General features: G+C 48.8%; 16 protein-coding genes. 9 read left to right on the top strand and 7 right to left on the bottom strand.

The window, feature by feature from the left end; genetic code table 11:
- Position 1 precedes the first annotated feature (1 nt).
- From ACLR2L_RS06000 to ACLR2L_RS05990, 3 genes are read right to left on the bottom strand one after another with little or no spacing between them, the layout of a single operon-like run.
- Positions 2–1,066 (bottom strand): phosphotransferase family protein, encoded by a 1,065-nt coding sequence (locus tag ACLR2L_RS06000; protein WP_413366547.1) that lies wholly within the window; start codon positions 1,064–1,066, stop codon positions 2–4.
- A 6-nt stretch (positions 1,067–1,072) separates the two neighbouring features.
- The gene (locus tag ACLR2L_RS05995) at positions 1,073–1,879 is read right to left on the bottom strand and encodes an SDR family oxidoreductase (RefSeq protein WP_413366545.1); all 807 of its coding nucleotides are present in this window, start codon (positions 1,877–1,879) and stop codon (positions 1,073–1,075) included.
- 23 nt (positions 1,880–1,902) lie between these two features.
- On the bottom strand, positions 1,903–3,141 hold the full coding sequence (locus ACLR2L_RS05990; RefSeq protein WP_413366543.1) for an acyl-CoA dehydrogenase family protein: 1,239 nt from the start codon (positions 3,139–3,141) through the stop codon (positions 1,903–1,905).
- 112 nt (positions 3,142–3,253) lie between these two features.
- Between ACLR2L_RS05990 and ACLR2L_RS05985 the strand changes: the two genes are divergently transcribed.
- From ACLR2L_RS05985 to ACLR2L_RS05970, 4 genes are all read left to right on the top strand, one after another.
- Positions 3,254–4,147 (top strand): LysR family transcriptional regulator, encoded by an 894-nt coding sequence (locus ACLR2L_RS05985; RefSeq protein WP_413366541.1) that lies wholly within the window; start codon positions 3,254–3,256, stop codon positions 4,145–4,147.
- Positions 4,148–4,241: 94 nt separating this feature from the next.
- A complete protein-coding gene (locus tag ACLR2L_RS05980) occupies positions 4,242–4,964 on the top strand; it encodes a glycosyltransferase family 2 protein (RefSeq protein ID WP_413366611.1) in 723 nt (240 codons plus the stop codon).
- The gene (locus ACLR2L_RS05975) at positions 4,957–5,697 is read left to right on the top strand and encodes a TVP38/TMEM64 family protein (protein WP_413366539.1); all 741 of its coding nucleotides are present in this window, start codon (positions 4,957–4,959) and stop codon (positions 5,695–5,697) included. The genes ACLR2L_RS05980 and ACLR2L_RS05975 overlap by 8 nt, the downstream gene beginning before the upstream one ends.
- On the top strand, positions 5,694–7,406 hold the full coding sequence (locus tag ACLR2L_RS05970) for an ArnT family glycosyltransferase (RefSeq protein WP_413366537.1): 1,713 nt from the start codon (positions 5,694–5,696) through the stop codon (positions 7,404–7,406). The genes ACLR2L_RS05975 and ACLR2L_RS05970 overlap by 4 nt, the downstream gene beginning before the upstream one ends.
- 41 nt (positions 7,407–7,447) lie before the next feature.
- Here ACLR2L_RS05970 and ACLR2L_RS05965 read toward each other — a convergent pair whose 3' ends face one another.
- On the bottom strand, positions 7,448–7,996 hold the full coding sequence (locus tag ACLR2L_RS05965; protein WP_413366535.1) for a carboxymuconolactone decarboxylase family protein: 549 nt from the start codon (positions 7,994–7,996) through the stop codon (positions 7,448–7,450).
- Positions 7,997–8,119: 123 nt separating this feature from the next.
- Here ACLR2L_RS05965 and ACLR2L_RS05960 point away from each other — a divergent pair, with 123 nt between their 5' ends.
- Positions 8,120–8,785 carry a haloacid dehalogenase type II gene (locus tag ACLR2L_RS05960; protein ID WP_413366533.1) on the top strand — a complete coding sequence of 222 codons (666 nt, stop codon included), beginning with the start codon at positions 8,120–8,122 and terminating at the stop codon, positions 8,783–8,785.
- Here ACLR2L_RS05960 and ACLR2L_RS05955 read toward each other — a convergent pair.
- Complete coding sequence (locus ACLR2L_RS05955; RefSeq protein ID WP_413366531.1) at positions 8,756–9,373, bottom strand: TetR/AcrR family transcriptional regulator; 618 nt, start codon at positions 9,371–9,373, stop codon at positions 8,756–8,758. The two genes, ACLR2L_RS05960 and ACLR2L_RS05955, sit on opposite strands and share 30 nt — an antisense overlap.
- Positions 9,374–9,462: 89 nt before the next feature.
- Positions 9,463–10,500, bottom strand: coding sequence for a diguanylate cyclase domain-containing protein (locus tag ACLR2L_RS05950; protein ID WP_413366529.1), 1,038 nt, complete (start codon positions 10,498–10,500; stop codon positions 9,463–9,465).
- Between the two features lie 513 nt (positions 10,501–11,013).
- On the opposite strand from ACLR2L_RS05950, the gene ACLR2L_RS05945 reads away from it, so the two are divergent.
- The 4 genes from ACLR2L_RS05945 to ACLR2L_RS05930 all read left to right on the top strand — a co-directional run bounded on the left by ACLR2L_RS05945 (position 11,014) and on the right by ACLR2L_RS05930 (position 15,198).
- Entirely contained in the window at positions 11,014–11,658 is a 645-nt protein-coding gene (locus ACLR2L_RS05945; RefSeq protein WP_140956431.1) for a GntR family transcriptional regulator, read from the top strand.
- A 174-nt stretch (positions 11,659–11,832) separates the two neighbouring features.
- The gene (locus ACLR2L_RS05940) at positions 11,833–13,533 is read left to right on the top strand and encodes a M1 family metallopeptidase (RefSeq protein ID WP_413366527.1); all 1,701 of its coding nucleotides are present in this window, start codon (positions 11,833–11,835) and stop codon (positions 13,531–13,533) included.
- Between the two features lie 186 nt (positions 13,534–13,719).
- Positions 13,720–14,157 carry a RidA family protein gene (locus tag ACLR2L_RS05935; protein ID WP_255438942.1) on the top strand — a complete coding sequence of 146 codons (438 nt, stop codon included), beginning with the start codon at positions 13,720–13,722 and terminating at the stop codon, positions 14,155–14,157.
- Positions 14,158–14,598: 441 nt separating this feature from the next.
- The gene (locus tag ACLR2L_RS05930) at positions 14,599–15,198 is read left to right on the top strand and encodes an IMPACT family protein (protein ID WP_413366524.1); all 600 of its coding nucleotides are present in this window, start codon (positions 14,599–14,601) and stop codon (positions 15,196–15,198) included.
- A gap of 25 nt (positions 15,199–15,223) precedes the next feature.
- On the opposite strand, the gene ACLR2L_RS05925 is transcribed toward ACLR2L_RS05930, so the two are convergent.
- Complete coding sequence (locus ACLR2L_RS05925; protein ID WP_140961616.1) at positions 15,224–15,691, bottom strand: hypothetical protein; 468 nt, start codon at positions 15,689–15,691, stop codon at positions 15,224–15,226.
- Positions 15,692–15,716: the final 25 nt, after the last annotated feature.

Raw genomic sequence — 15,716 nt, 5'->3', positions numbered from 1 at the left:
GCTACTTACCCTTAATGGCACGCTCACAGCGCCACAATAAATAATGCACAAACAACCAAAAGCGCTTAAACGCCGGGTTGCGGGTTTGTTTGTGATGGTAACGGTAGTAAATTTGCTGGGCAATCGCCGCGAGCCTGAACAACCCGTACACTTCGTAAAAGCGAAAATCATCCACATCCAGCGACATGCTCGACATGTAATATTCGACAATCTCTTTGCGACTCATCATACCGGGCAGGTGCGTGGGCTGGCGACGGGTCATTTGCGCCATAAAATCATCACCGGGCTCTACCCAATAAGCCAGCGTATTACCCAGATCCATAAGCGGATCGCCCAGGGTAGCCAGTTCCCAATCAAGTACTGCCATAATGCGGGTAATATCGTTGGGATCCAGTACCAGGTTATCCAGTCTGAAGTCATTGTGGGTTAAGCAAATATGTTCTTTTGTCGGCAGGTTGTTCTCCAACCAGCGAATAACCTTGTTGCCCGACGGCACGTTCCAGGTTTTGGCTTTCTGATAACGGGACCGCCAGCCGCTGATTTGCCGTTCGGTATAACCTTCGCCCTTGCCCAGATGCTCAAGTCCCGCTGATTTGTAATCAACACTGTGCAGTGCAATCAGACTGTCGAACATGTTTTTACACAGTTGCTGGCTTTGCGCTTCGGTGACTTCAAGACCGCGGGGAAAATGCTTGCGCGGGATCACGCCGGTGATTTTTTCCATTACGTAAAAATCACTGCCAATCAGGCTGTCGTCGTTACAATACCCCACCATAGCGGGTACATAGTGATATACCGGTTTCAGGGCCTGCTGAAGACGAAATTCGCGGCCCATATCGTGTGCCCCTTTAGCCTTGGTGCCCGCCGGTGCCCTTCGCAAAATGAATTCGGCTTCGGGATAACTCAGGCAGTACGTCCAGTTCGACGCTCCGCCTGAATACTGAGTTACCTCGGGCAAACCCGACAGGCCATTTACCTGTTGCGTTAACCAGGCGTGTACCGGCTCAACCGGCAGGTTTTCGCCTGCTCTTACCGATCCCGCTTTGTCTACGTAGGGTGTAGTCATTGTGTGTTATTGCCCCATTTTTCGTAACCGTTTGGTGTGGTCGGCCATCATTTTAAAGTAATACTCCGGGAACCAGCGTTTGATGCGGTAAGCTTTTTTCCCTTCTTTATGGCTCAGCAACATAAATTGCCCGGCCTGCACACCGTCGAACGCACAGTTCGCAACGTCATCGGCGCCAATTTGCGCTTTGTCGAGCAGCCGCGTCACCACGCCTTTCATGGCCGGGTTTGCACTGCGCACTGACTCATCGAGGTTGGTTTTAAAAAAGCCCGGACACAACACACTGACACCAATCCTGGCATCAATCAGTTCCAGTTTCATGGTTTCAGAAAAACTTACAATCGCGGCTTTGCTGGCGTTATACGATGCCATTACCGGCGCAGCAGTAATCCCCGCCTGAGATGCCACATTGAGCAGGTAGCCACCGCCTTGCGATTTTAGCAAGGGTAGCATGGCCCGGGTCATTCTTACCGCGCCAAGTACGTTAATATCGAGTACCCAGGCCCATTGTTCTATATCTTCTTCTATCAGGCTTCCTGCGGTTGCTACCCCTGCGTTATTAACGAGTAAATCTACCGACGGCCAGATTTCACTTACCCGCTCCACCAGTGCCTTAACGTCGCTGTCGCTGCGAATGTCACAATGCACATACCACGCTTGGCGCCCTAGCGCGGTCAACTCTGCTATTACCTCCTGCCCACGCTTGGCGTGAATATCGGCAATCACAATGTCGGCACCTGCCCTGGCCCAACGTAATGCGAGTGCTCTGCCCAGTCCCGACGCGCCGCCTGTTACTACCACACGTTGCTGCATAGTCTTACTCCTTGTTAGCCCGGTTATTTCGCGGCGTCAGCGGTTTTGTATTTCGCCAGTTCCAAACGCGATACCATGGCTTTATGCACTTCATCCGGTCCATCGGCCAATCGCAAACTGCGGGCCATGGCAGCAAACCCAGCCAAGGGGAGATCGCCACACATGCCCGCCCCACCATGCATTTGAATAGCCATATCCACCACTTGTTGCAGCATATTGGGCACTACCACCTTAATGGCCGATATTTCGGTCATGGCCTGTTTTACACCAACGTTATCAATTTTCCAGGCGGCACTTAGTGTAAGTAACCGGGCCTGATCAATAAGCATTCTGGCGTCGGCCACCCGTTCTAAATTGCCGCCTAATTTGATAATCGGCTGCCCAAACGCCACCCGCGAAGCGCCGCGGCGAATCATTAACGACAAAGCGCGCTCTGCGGCGCCAATGGCGCGCATACAATGATGTACTCTGCCAGGTCCTAAACGCCCCTGGGCAATGGCAAAACCTTTCCCCAGCCCCATAATAATGTGTGAAGCAGGTACCCTCACGTTGTCAAAATGCATTTCGCCATGACCATAAGGGGCATCGTAGTCGCCGTATGCGGTTAGCATGCGTTTAATCGTGAGTCCGGGGGTATCCAGCGGCACCAGTACCATACTGTGGCGGCTGTGTTTTTCTGCGTCTGGGTTAGATAGCCCCATCACAATGGCAATTCTGGCATTGGGGTGGCCTAAACCGGTTGTCCACCATTTACTGCCATTTATAATCAACTCATCGCCGTCTGGTGTTATGGTAACCTGCATATTGGTGGCGTCGGAAGACGCTACGTCGGGCTCGGTCATACCAAACACCGAGCGAATTTCGCCATTTAGCAACGGCGTTAACCAACGGGCTTTCTGCTCTTCGCTGCCAAAGTGATACAACACTTCCATGTTACCGGTATCGGGCGCATTGCAGTTGAAAATCTCTGGCGCCAGCAAGCTTTGCCCCATGGCTTCTGCCACGGGTGCGTAATCCACGCAACTTAGCCCTTGCCCTAACGTTGCGTCAGGTAAAAATAAATTCCACAGTCCTTCAACTTTGGCCTTGTTTTTTAATTCCTGCACGGTGGGATTGAGCTGCCACTGCCGCCAGTTGCCATGTCCATTATTCGCATGGTTGTCCTGCATGATGCGGGCTTCATTTGGCAGCACGTAACGCTGCATAAATTCACTGACGCGAGCCACGTACTCGCGGCTTCTTTCACTGTGCTCAAAATTCATAAGGTCACAACCGGCTTGTTGTTTATTTGTTAACAAGTCTAACCAGTTGCATTTGATGAATGAAGTGAAATTCAGTACATTCAAACTATGAATTTAATTCACAGTACACACTATGCCAGACAAACCTCTTCAACAGTTGGATCTCAATCTTCTTAAAATTTTTGAAGCGCTTTACGAAGAACAAAACATGACACGCGCCGCAGAGCGCCTGTTTATCACGCCGTCGGCCATTAGTCATGCCGTAAAGCGATTACGCGAGCATATGAACGATCCCCTGTTTGAACGCAAAGCGTCGCGTGTGCAACCCACCAGCCTGTGCCGACGTATTGCGCCATTGTTACTCTCGCATTTGAACGGGTTGCGCATGGCGGTACAGCAATTTACCCGATTTGACCCTGCCAGCAGTGAACAGCGGTTTAACATTATGATCCACGATGCACTAGAACCCTTGTTTATTCCTGCGCTGTTCACCCGCATGCGCTCGCTTGCCCCTAATGTGCAATTGGCCTGCCGCCCGCTGGATCGCCCCAACATTAGCCGACATCTGGCTACCGGGCAGGCCGATATCGCCATTGACGTTGCACTACCGTTATCCAAACCCGTGTTACATCAGCGACTCAGCACCGACGAATTTGTGGTGTTGCGCAGTCGGCACCATCAAAAAGCGTTAACACAGGAGGAGTATTTATCAGCCCAGCATATTACGGTGAGTCACCGGGCAACCGGACGGGTTATTGAAGACATCAATTTGCAACAGCAAAGTATTAACCGCCAACAGGTATTGCGCTGCCAAAGCTATCAAACCGCTAAGCTTTTATTAAAAAATAGCGAATACTTACTTACTATTCCAACTTCCATAGCAAAAGGATTGCTTGATGAAACATTAGAAATTGTTGCGCTCCCGGTAACCTTGCCAGGGCTGGATATCGACATGTACTGGCATGAAAATAGTGAGCAGGATGAAGCGATTCGCTGGTTGCGCGAGCAAATACGATTGGTTTCGTAATTAGACAAATGGTTTTATATATCCTACCTTAAGCCTACCTTAAGGTTGCCTCTTTATAGTTGAGGCACATAAAAAAGATAAGAGTGTGGCCGTTTTGCTTTCTGTCGTTATCCCTGCCAAAAATGAGCAGGACAATATTGAACCACTGGTCAGTGAGATCGTTGCTGCTTTGGGGAGCGACTGCCCCTTTGAAGTTATTTATGTCGATGACGGCAGCACAGATAACACCTATCATGTACTACGTTCGCTGGCACTGAGTCGTTTTCCCCAGTTACGTGTGTTAAAACATGCCTGTTCTGTAGGTCAAAGCACTGCTGTGCACACCGGCGTGTACCATGCCAAAGGCGAGCTGATTGTTACCCTCGACGCCGATGGTCAAAACGATCCCGCTGATATCCCGGCATTACTGGACGCCGCAAAGTCCTTCTCTTCTTCCCAGTGTTTTTGTATTGCCGGTTACCGAAAAAAACGCAAAGATACCGCATGGAAACGATTCCAATCCCGCATTGCAAATGGCATTCGCAGTCGTTTTCTAAACGATGACACGCCTGATTCCGGCTGTGGGATTAAGCTGTTTCCTCGCGAGACATTCCTGAAATTACCGTATTTTGATCACATGCATCGCTTTATTCCTGCACTGGTAAAACGCCAGGGCGGTGAAATTCGAGTGGTCCCGGTGAATCATCGCGATCGCAGACACGGCACATCCAATTACACCATGTTAAGCCGATTATGGGTGGGCATAGTTGATATGTTTGGCGTGTTATGGCTACAAAGACGCGCCAAAATTGCGCAGGTTGTGTTTGAAGATGAATAAACATAAGTTCCAACCCATGGTGAAAAACAGTGTGTATTTGCTGTTTATCTTGCTTGCCTGTGTGGGTGTAAGTGAACTCGTGCGACATTTACCTGCGGTTGCGGCGTTCAATCAGGATTGGGTGGATGTCAATACACGCAATAACGGCTGGGTGGGGATTGCCTATTTTGTTGGCATGGCTGGCGCATTAACTGCTATTGGCTTGCCGCGTCAGCTTACTGCATTTTTAGCTGGTTACGCCTTTGGATTCGGTGAAGGGTTGGTGTACTCGCTGATTGGCACAACAGTTAGCTGCGCCGCAGTATTTGCCTTTTCCCGCACGTTTGCGCGACGTACCTTACGCAGAAAATACGCCAGCAAAATTGCCAGACTCGACAACTTCGTTGCTATCAAGCCTTTTCTGATGACCATCGTTATCCGCCTGATGCCGTTTGGAAATAATCTTGCTACCAACCTGGTGGCGGGTGTAAGTCATGTACCGGCCAGGGTATTTATAACCGGCTCAATGATTGGCTATATTCCGCAAATGGCTATTTTTGCACTCATGGGCAAAGGTATTCTGGTGCAATCCTACTGGAAAATTGGCTTAAGCGTGGGCATGCTTGGTTTATCTACCCTACTTGGGGTTTATTTGTATAAGCAATATAAAGCCGAGCGACTTGGCGTATCCTCATCCAACACCACTACATCAGTCAGCGCCGCCTCCACGACATCACCTTCGCAGTCTGTATGATGAAATCACCCTCTATGGCAGCGCCTGCCGTATATCAGGCGTACCCTCTCGTTGTATTACTGTCATTCGCCGCACTCCTGATTTTAACCGGATTAGGACTTCGCGATCCCTGGCCTGCAGATGAACCCCGTTTTGCCCTTATCGCCCGCGATATGGTAGATACCGGCCAGTGGTTTTTCCCCATGCGGGGAGGCGAGATATACCCTGATAAACCCCCGGTCTTTATGTGGGCCATTGCGATGTTTTATGCCCTCACTGGCAATCTGAAACTGGCATTTTTGTTACCCTCAGCACTGGCAGGACTTGCCACCGTATGGCTGGTTTACGATCTGGGCCGTCGCTTATGGAACGTGAACACCGGCTTTATTGCCGGCTTGTTAATGCTGTTTACTGTGCAATTTACCTTGCAAGCCAAAACGGCTCAAATCGACGCGTTGGTATGCGCCTTTATCACCCTTGGTTGCTATGGCTTATTGCGCTTTATGCTTACCGACGGCTTATGGCGCTGGTACTACCTGGCCTGGTTTTCCATGGGGCTGGGCGTAATAACAAAAGGCGTGGGCTTTTTACCCGCGCTTATGCTGGTGCCCTACTGGCTTTATCGCATAAAAACTAAAAACACACTGATAATGCGTCCCTACCGGGCAACCGCGTTAAAATGGTGGCTTGGGCCGGTGGTTATGCTGTTTGCAATTTCCCTGTGGTTTGTCCCCATGTACTACCTGGTGTCGGTTAGCGACAATCCTGCGTTTCATGCGTATCGCGATAACATTCTGTTTAAACAAACGGTTACCCGCTACGCCGACTCCTGGCACCATATCAAACCATTTTGGTATTACCTGACTTCGGTGATCCCCGTATTCTGGCTGCCTGTTAGTGTGGCTTTACCCTGGCTGGTCCCCAAATGGTGGCGGGCCATCCGGCAAATGGACGCCCGTATTCTGCTCCCCGCAGGCTGGATAGTTCTGTTACTCCTTTTCTTTAGCCTGAGTCCGGGTAAACGCGGCGTCTATATTATGCCCGCCGTACCTATGCTAGCGTTAATTGCCGCGCCCTATTGCACAGAGCTACTTTGCCGCCGTGGGTTAAGTAGATTGATATTTGGCTTATGTGCCGTGCTCACTGTGATTTTCGCTACAGCAGGTATTAGCGCATTAGTCGACGCGCACTGGATAAAACGCGCACTGGCCGATTACGATGTAGATACAGCAGGCTTTTTCATCACTGCCGCATTGTTAGGTGCAGTGTCGTTATTGGTGGGATACCGGCAAGCGATGTGGAAGAGCTGGCCCATACTCATTAGTGGATTATGGATATTGTACAGCACCTGGGGGTACCACCTGATGGGCCCGATACGCACGCCCGAATCAGTGTTCGCCAGTATGCAGCAACACATACCTGATGATTCGCAGATTGCGCTGGTTGAATTTGCGGAGCAATTCATTCTATTTTCACCCTATCCGGTAACACACTTTGGCTATCACACACCAACAAACGTGCAGCTTCAGGGAGCGAATCAATGGCTAGATGGCGACGGCAAGCGATACCTTTTACTGGCCGATGAGCAGTTGCAACAAAGCTGTTTTAACGCAGAACAAGCGATTGAGGTAGGCTTTGCACATCGCCATAATTGGTATGTGGTAAATGCTGACGCGAAAACCGCAGATTGCGAGTATCCAGCCGACCCCGTTAAGCAATACGGCCGGTAACATCCGGCCGTATTGGTAATAATAAAGTGCTGGCGCAAAAACTATTTAGTCCAGTTAAACTTTGCAAACGGCGCATCCACCGGCGTATGACCAATGTGGTTAATGTAATTACTCATTACTTTTTGCGCCAATCCCATAATAATTTCCAGTACATGGCGCTCTTCATAGCCAGCAGAATAAAAGGCGTCCAATTCAGTAGCCGACACCACACCCCGGTTGCGGGTTATTAACAGTGTCATATCCTGTAGCGCCTGCAACTTTGCCGTTGGCATTGGCTGTTGATTGCGCAATGCCTCGGTCAATTCTGCACTCACTTTCATCGCATGGGCAATTGCAGTATGTGCTGGCACACAGTAATGGCAGCCATGTTCAACATTAATGGTTTGCCATACAACGGTTAACTCTTCTGCATTAAAAGACGTTTTTTGAAATAAATCATGCAGTGCTTTGTAGCCTTCCAATACCTGAGGAGATGCGGCCATAATGCCATGCAAATTCGGCAACATACCAAAGGCCTTCACTGATTCTTCCAGCATAGGTTTACTGGCTTCAGGGGCGGATTCAATCGTGTGAATGGTGAGAGATGTCATTGCTGTTTCCTTATTTTAAACTATTTTGTACCAATCGGTACGTAAAGAAATTTGAATTGTACCGATCGGTAAGTTAAAGTCAAACAACTTTTAGCTGACTACCTGACGAGTGAGAAGATAACGATGAAATCAGTATTGGCATTTGATGTGTACGGCACACTTATTGATACCCATGGCCTGTTGGCAGATCTGGCATTACTGGTGGGTGACAAAGCAGAGTTGTTTTCTCATACCTGGCGAAACAAACAGCTTGAATACTCGTTCAGACGCGGGCTTATGCGCCGCTATCAACCGTTTTCATTGTGCACAGCACAAGCACTGACATTTACCTGCCAGCAATTGCAAATAGCCTTGAGCAATGAACAGCAACAAACCTTGCTGACTAAGTATTTGAGGTTACCCGCATTTACTGATGTACAGCCAGCACTGAAGACGTTGGCTGAGAAATACACACTGGTAGCATTTTCAAACGGCGAAAAAGTCGCAGTAGACAGCCTGCTATTGCATGCCGGTATTGATGGGTATTTTACGAATGTGATCACGGCCGATGCCGTTTCTACGTTTAAGCCCGACCCAACTATTTACCAATATTTACTGCACTCGGTTAACTGCCCGGCCAACCGAACCTGGCTCATTTCAAGTAACCCTTTTGATGTCATTGGGGCGAGCGAATGCGGGCTACAAACCGCATGGGTTAAACGCAGCCCGCAAATGGTGTTTGATCCTTGGGATATCCAGCCAACGGTGGAAGTGAGTCATCTAGGAGAGCTTGGTATCGCGCTGAAATAAGCCATCTAGCATGCTGTCTACGGCGAATTCCAACTCTGCTATCCCAGCACCGCAGCGCGCCATGGACGCGGTGCCTTTAAGTAAGGTATATAGGGCCAGAGCATTCGCTTCAGCATGTGAATGCAAGCCTGCCGCCACCGCTTCGGGTGATTCTGAGAACAACGCGGTGTACAATTGCTTTGGCAAGGCATCGGCTTTAGCCAGTATTTCAGCAGCTTCCGGTGGCACATTTCCGCTGATCATTTCAGACTGACATAACACCAGATAACAGCCTTTAGCATGCTCCGCGTTACATTGCATGGAAATAATAGACATCATGTGTTTTTTAATACGCTCGCGCAATGGTACTTGCGTTTCTTGCAGCAGTTGTAAATGGGGCTGCATGCGGGTTTCAAGATACCGCTGTGTGGCCTGCACAAACAAGGCCTCTTTATTGCCAAACGCCCGGTACATACTGGGTTTGTTAATGCCCATACCTTCAATTAAATCGGCCAGCGACGCCCCGGCATAGCCTTTTTGCCAAAATACTTGCATGGCAGCTTCAAGCGCTACTTCAGCGTCAAATTCACGTTTACGGCCACTTGTCACAAAGGTTTCCTGCTACCACTACTTTTGCATATTTTACCCTTCGGTACAGTAAATGCAAAAAACATTTCAACCCATTGTAATTTATAAATTTATGCAAATTCTTGTTGGTAATGTGCACGCTTGCGCTGATACATTCGCTGATCGGCAACCTCTATTAACTGCTCAACATGTTTTGCATCATCCGGATAGGCGGCACTGCCAACCGAAGCACTCAGGCTCAATTCCTTTCCATGACATTTGTGCGGTGCCGCTAATTCAGCATTCAAGCGCTGTGAAGCGCTGGTAAGCGCCTCGCTGGTTTGAATATTACTCACCACAACACCAAACTCGTCGCCGCCTATGCGGGCTATCAGATCGGTAGGTCTGAAGGTGTTTTGTAAGCGTCTGGCCATTTCGCCCAGCATCGCGTCGCCAGCCCGATGGCCAAATTCGTCGTTTACCCGTTTTAAGCCATTCATGTCGATAATCATCAGGCCAAATCGATGCTGATAGCGACAGCCATTTACGTGTACTTCCCGGCGCAAACGTTCCATAAAGGCAGAGCGGTTTTTCAATTGGGTGAGACTGTCGTGGGTAGCCTGATAGACCAGGTTATCTGGTAAGTAACGCAGGCAAAAATACATCGATGCCGCCACCTGCTCCGACACCAGACGCAGAATGGCAGCGTGTTCCATAGTGAAATAGTGCTTCTTACGCGACAGAACTTTCAATACGCCAACAAAATCACCGGAGTGTTCAAGAGGAATGAGCAGCATAGATTCAATGCCCTGGGTCTGGCAGGCAGCTAAATTTACACGAGGATCCTGTTCAACATCATTGCACAGTTGCAGTTCACCCGTTTTTACACTGTATCCAGACAAACTCTCATTTAATGGCAATCGCAATCCGGAATGGGCATTTGCAATCCCACTGGTTGCCCGATATACCATATGGTTGTCTTCGCGCAGCTCTATTGCAGCACCGTCGCATTTGAGCAGTTCACAGCAATACTCCACTATATGGTGCATTACCGATGATAAATCCATGCCAACTTTGGCAATGGCGGTTTGCATATCAATGATTTGCTTTAATTTAGTACTGCGATCCTGCCAGGTAGGCCCGATCGCTTCCCAGGATGCTTTATCCATTTGTATTTCGCCCGTTTTACCGCGCTACAACGCTTTAATAGCAACGCTATTTGCTTAGTATTATTCGATTTTTTAACACCGGAACGGCTTGTGGCATCCATTTCACTACGGCGTGACTGTCGTTACGTTTTATAACTTGTCGCCAAAGTAATTATTGCAACAAATATTAGCTGCCTTTTATACATCAATTTGTTTAAACATTAAACAAATTTAGTCTATTTATTGCCCACCGCGTTTTACAGGTTAGTTACTAACTAAATGTGCTTACGCTCCCCCCAAATAGGGAAATTTCTACCCAGGAAATTCGATAAATGAATGAAAAATTACTGCGAAATACCTTCAAATCTAAAAAAATCATTCACAACTGTTCAAAAATAAACCACTTAGACCATATAGCCGTGTAACTCACTTTCAAATGGTATACTGTATGACATGGTGTTTAACGCACAATTTCGTGCAGTCGCCGATAACAAAAAAGATAATAGAAAAACTCTCCTTAGGAGTAATTTATAGATGTCAATTGTGGTTAAAACCTTGTCGGAACAAGCTTACGAAATCATTCGTGAGCGGATACTTGCCAATGTCATGTTCCCGGCAAAACCCATTCGTCAGGACGCACTCTCTCAGGATTTAGGCGTGAGTAAAATACCGCTTCGTGAAGCCCTGACCCGGTTAGAACAAGACGGTTTGCTTATTTCACATCCCAACAGAGGATTTATTGTCAGGCCAATTAGCCTGGCAGAAGCCGAAGATGTGTTTCAGTTACGCAAGACACTTGAACCAGAAGCCGCCGCTCAGGGCTGTAAACGCGCCACCCAGCAGGACAGGCAAAAAGTAGAAGAAATATTTAAACGCTTACAAAGTATGGCGTACGAAATTTCTCCTCAGGCAGTAACCGTTAATCGCGAGTTTCACCTGGCCTTAACAGCACCGGCCAACCGCAAGATCACGCAGGAGCTGTTAACTAAAGTACACCTGTTGTCGGAACGTTATGTGCGCAGACACCTTGATCCGCCTGATCGCGAAGCCGACGCTTTCCGGGAACACCAGGAAATATTTGACGCATGGATGAACAGAGAATCTAAAAAAGTTAAAACACTGCTCAAAGAGCACACGCTAAGCACCTTAGAAGACTTACGCGGCGAGCTGTTTGAATAATCCCACTATCCCGTTTGAGGTAACTGCGTCAGACGGGATATTAATAACTACCAGCTGATTCTTTGCAGCATACCTGCCCTCTACCAGAAATTTTCGGGAATTGACCCTATCCTGACCTTGTTTACACATCAATTTTGTATACTCTGGCGTACATAACAACAACAGAGATAGTTCATGGTTAACACCCGCATTAAACAGCTAACCGCCATAGCACTGGCCGTATCTATTGCCACCCTGTCTGCCTGTGGCAGCAACCAGACGCTGCAAACCAGCAGTGGGCCGGAATCCACTCCCTACAGTTTAAAAAGTGGTGGTGACGTAGCCGAATTACAACAAGGGCTCAGCGTGAAGCATGCTGACTTATCTTTTGCCTTTGATTTTAGTAACAAAGTGCTAATGGGCAATGCCACACTCACACTGGAAGGCCAAGGCAGCAGAGAAGCCTTCTCTGTGGATCTTGATAGCGTGTTTACCATAGAAAGCGTAGCAGTAAATGGCGACTTCCTGGCCGATACTCAGTACCGCAATTTGGGGGGAGAATTACAAATTACCCCGGTGTCGGCCGTATCCTTCCCACTCACCGTTACCATTGTGTATAAAGGTCAGCCGCGCATCCCGGTTCGCGCCCCCTGGGACGGCGGGGTGATGTGGGAAAAAACACCTGAAGGCGAGAATTGGTTAGCCACAGCCGTGCAGGGCGAAGGTTGCGACCTGTTCTGGCCATGTATTGACCAGCCCTTTGGTGAACCCGCGCAAACGGATTTACACATTACCGTGGCCAAGCCGTTGGTGGCAGCCAGTAACGGCGTGTTAGTGAACGTAGCCGACAATGGCGATACACGCACTTACCACTGGCAAACCCGTTCAGCGCACAACACTTATGGAATTGCGCTCAACATTGCGCCTTACGAAAAACTGGAAACCACGTACAACAGCATTTATGGCAACAGCTACCCGGTGGTGTACTACCATTTACCAGGCAAAGAGCAGCAGGCAAAAGTGCTGTTCGATGAAATTCCTACTATGCTCACGTTTTTCGAGCGAATGATTGGTCCCTACCCGTTTGGCAATGAAAAAGTCGGCGTCGTGCAAACCCCGCACCTGGGTATGGAGCACCAAACCATTAACGCCTATGGCAACGAATACAAGAAGGATGAATTTGGTTTCGACTGGTTATTACAGCACGAATTTGCCCACGAGTATTTTGGCAACCAGGTAACCAACGACAACTGGGATCACATGTGGATCCACGAAGGGCTTGGCAGCTACATGCAGCCGTTATTTGCCCAGTATTTGTCGGGCGATGTGGCGTATAAAACCTACCTGAACAATCAGCGCAAAGGGTTAATTAACACCCACCCGATTGTGTCAAATAAACTGTTGGAAGTTGAGCAGGTATACGAACGCGGCGTGGGCCCCGCACTCGATATTTACTACAAAGGCTCGTGGATCATACACACACTGCGCAACCTGATTGGCGATGAGGCTTTCTTTAGTTCAGTACGCGAACTGGTTTACGGCACAGACTCACCCCAACCAGGGAATTTTTCCACGCTGTATCGCAATACCCAGGACTTCATTGATATTGTGAACAAACGCACCGGACAAAACCTGGACTGGTTCTTTAATGTTTACCTGTATCAGCCAGCCTTACCCGAACTAACAGAAACCCGTACGCAAGACAGCGTTACGTTTGCCTGGAAAACGCCAGGTGATATGGCATTTCCAATGCCGCTGGAAGTGTCGGTAAATGGCAAACTACAAACACTGGATTTAACCTCGCCAGTAACGTTGTCTATTTCACCCTTTGATGTAGTAATAGCCGATCCCAACAGCAGGATTCTGCGATACGAAGCGCGCTACGATAACAAGTAACCGCTTTCATTTGGCGCATTTGCACCCGACGTAATTTGGTCGGGTGCGAATAACCGCAAAATTCGGTTGTTTGGCCCAAATAACACTGCGTAACCTTGTTGTTTGCCGCACCCTGAGCAAACATAGGTAACCAAGCGTCAATATTTCGCTCAACAATACATAAAAACATAACGACAGGAGTACAAGGTGAACTTAATAAAGTTAACCCTGATGTGTTTAATTTTTAGTCTGAGCGCCTCGGCATCAGCAGGCTTAAAACGATACCCTCACCCCAACCCTAACATGCCTTTTTCGTTGGCTACCCAGGTAGACAACATAGTGTATTTGTCGGGTCAGATTGCCGCCGATGAAAACGGAAAACTGGCCGACAATATTACCGATCAGTCGCATCAGGTAATGAAGAACATTAAAAACGCACTCAACAGTATTGGCCTGGATATGGAAGACGTATTCAAATGCACAGTGATGATTGACGACATTGCGCAATGGCCCGATTTTAACAAAGTATACGTGCAATATTTTTCGAAAGGCAGCTTACCGGCCCGCAGTGCATTTGGCGTAGACGGCCTGGCTATGGGCTCCATGCTGGAAGTGGAATGCATGGCGCATAAACGCCGTATGTAATACCACAGCGTTACCGAGCCACACAAGAGCCTCAGTCATCCCTGGCTCGTCCCGGGATCTACTCAAACAACGTGCCGATGCCATTCAAGATCCCCTGTCATCCCGGGCCTGACCCGGGACCTACTCTAACAGACCGAGATCTAAATAATCGAAACCCCAGGGCCTACGCAAACAACGTGCCGATGCCAAACAAGATCCCCGCTTTCGCGGGGATGACGAATAAAGTAGCGGGATGACGAATAAAGTAGCGGGGATGACGAGGCAAACTGCGGAGATCCCCCCCTCCCGTCACCCCGGGCTTGACCCGGGGCCTACTCTAACAGGCCGAGATCTAAATAATCGCAACCCCGGGGCCTACGCAAACAAACTTCAGATTTGGCTTATTACCCATAGCGGCCACACATTCCGCACCGCGCCAAAAGCGTGTACACTACGCCCACTATGTCATATCCCGTTCCAGACACTCCTTTAGAATTACTCTTTGAAGTAAAAAAGAGTAAGTTCTTTGCCTTTGCGGCATACACACCAGACCGCGAAACGGCCATGCAATACCTTGCCGGTAAACGCGAGCAATACCCCGACGCGCGCCATCATTGCTGGGCTTATTTACTAGGCAATCCGCACTCACCGGCGAGTGCCGCAATGTCTGACGACGGCGAACCCAGCGGCACAGCAGGCAAGCCCATATTAAACGTGCTACAACACAAAGGCGTGGGCGATATCACCATCATTGTAACGCGCTACTTTGGCGGGATTAAACTGGGAGCAGGCGGATTGGTGCGGGCTTATTCGTCAGCCGCCCAGCAGGTAATGGAAAACCTAACGGTAAAAGAGCAGGTTACCCTGAGCAAGGTACTGGTTAGGGCTGATTTTCGTCACGAACAATTTGTGCGCCATGTGGTTAACGAACATCAGGGAGTAGTAGACCACTGCGAATATGCCAATGAAGTAACCATGTACATTGCGCTGCCTGCTCCGGCCATTAGCCCACTCACACAACTGTGCAATGGTCAGGGCATTCAGGTTACAGTGCCGGAATAACCCACCATAGAATCTTTTTGTTCGTTTAAACAATCGCTGCGGCTTGTTGCAGTTCCCGGCGCGAAAGCTGATTTGCTTTGTCGGCACCGAAACTATGTACAATAGCGTAAGCGCTGCTGGCAGGTATTTTCAGGTAAATACACAGCGCATACAGGAACAACCTGCAACGCTCGCAGGTGCCGTCACAATGCAAATACACCCGGCCGCCCTCTTTTAATGTTTGCGCCACTTCCAGTAAATACTGTTGTAAAAACGCTTTTTCCGTGTCGTTTTGCACAAAAATATCAGACACGTTAAACGGCAACCACAACCAATGCATAGCAGCAGCGGTAACGTCTGCTTTTAATTCAGGTTTGTTTTCTTCTGATGTTTGAATAGTGGCAATATGCGTAACGCCCTGTTTTCGCAACGCGTGCATATAGTCAGCTGTGGGTCTGGCTCCCAGGGTGATTTTACCCGCCCCAACGGCAAACCAGCTCAATGATGTAGACATAACTACCTGTCAGGTAATGGCTCTA

Origin of the sequence: Alteromonas sp. AMM-1, from assembly GCF_047290655.1 — a bacterium.
GTDB lineage: Bacteria > Pseudomonadota > Gammaproteobacteria > Enterobacterales > Alteromonadaceae > Alteromonas > Alteromonas mangrovi.
Note: the sequence above shows the minus strand (reverse complement) of the source record. Positions and strands in the feature narration are given on the sequence as shown.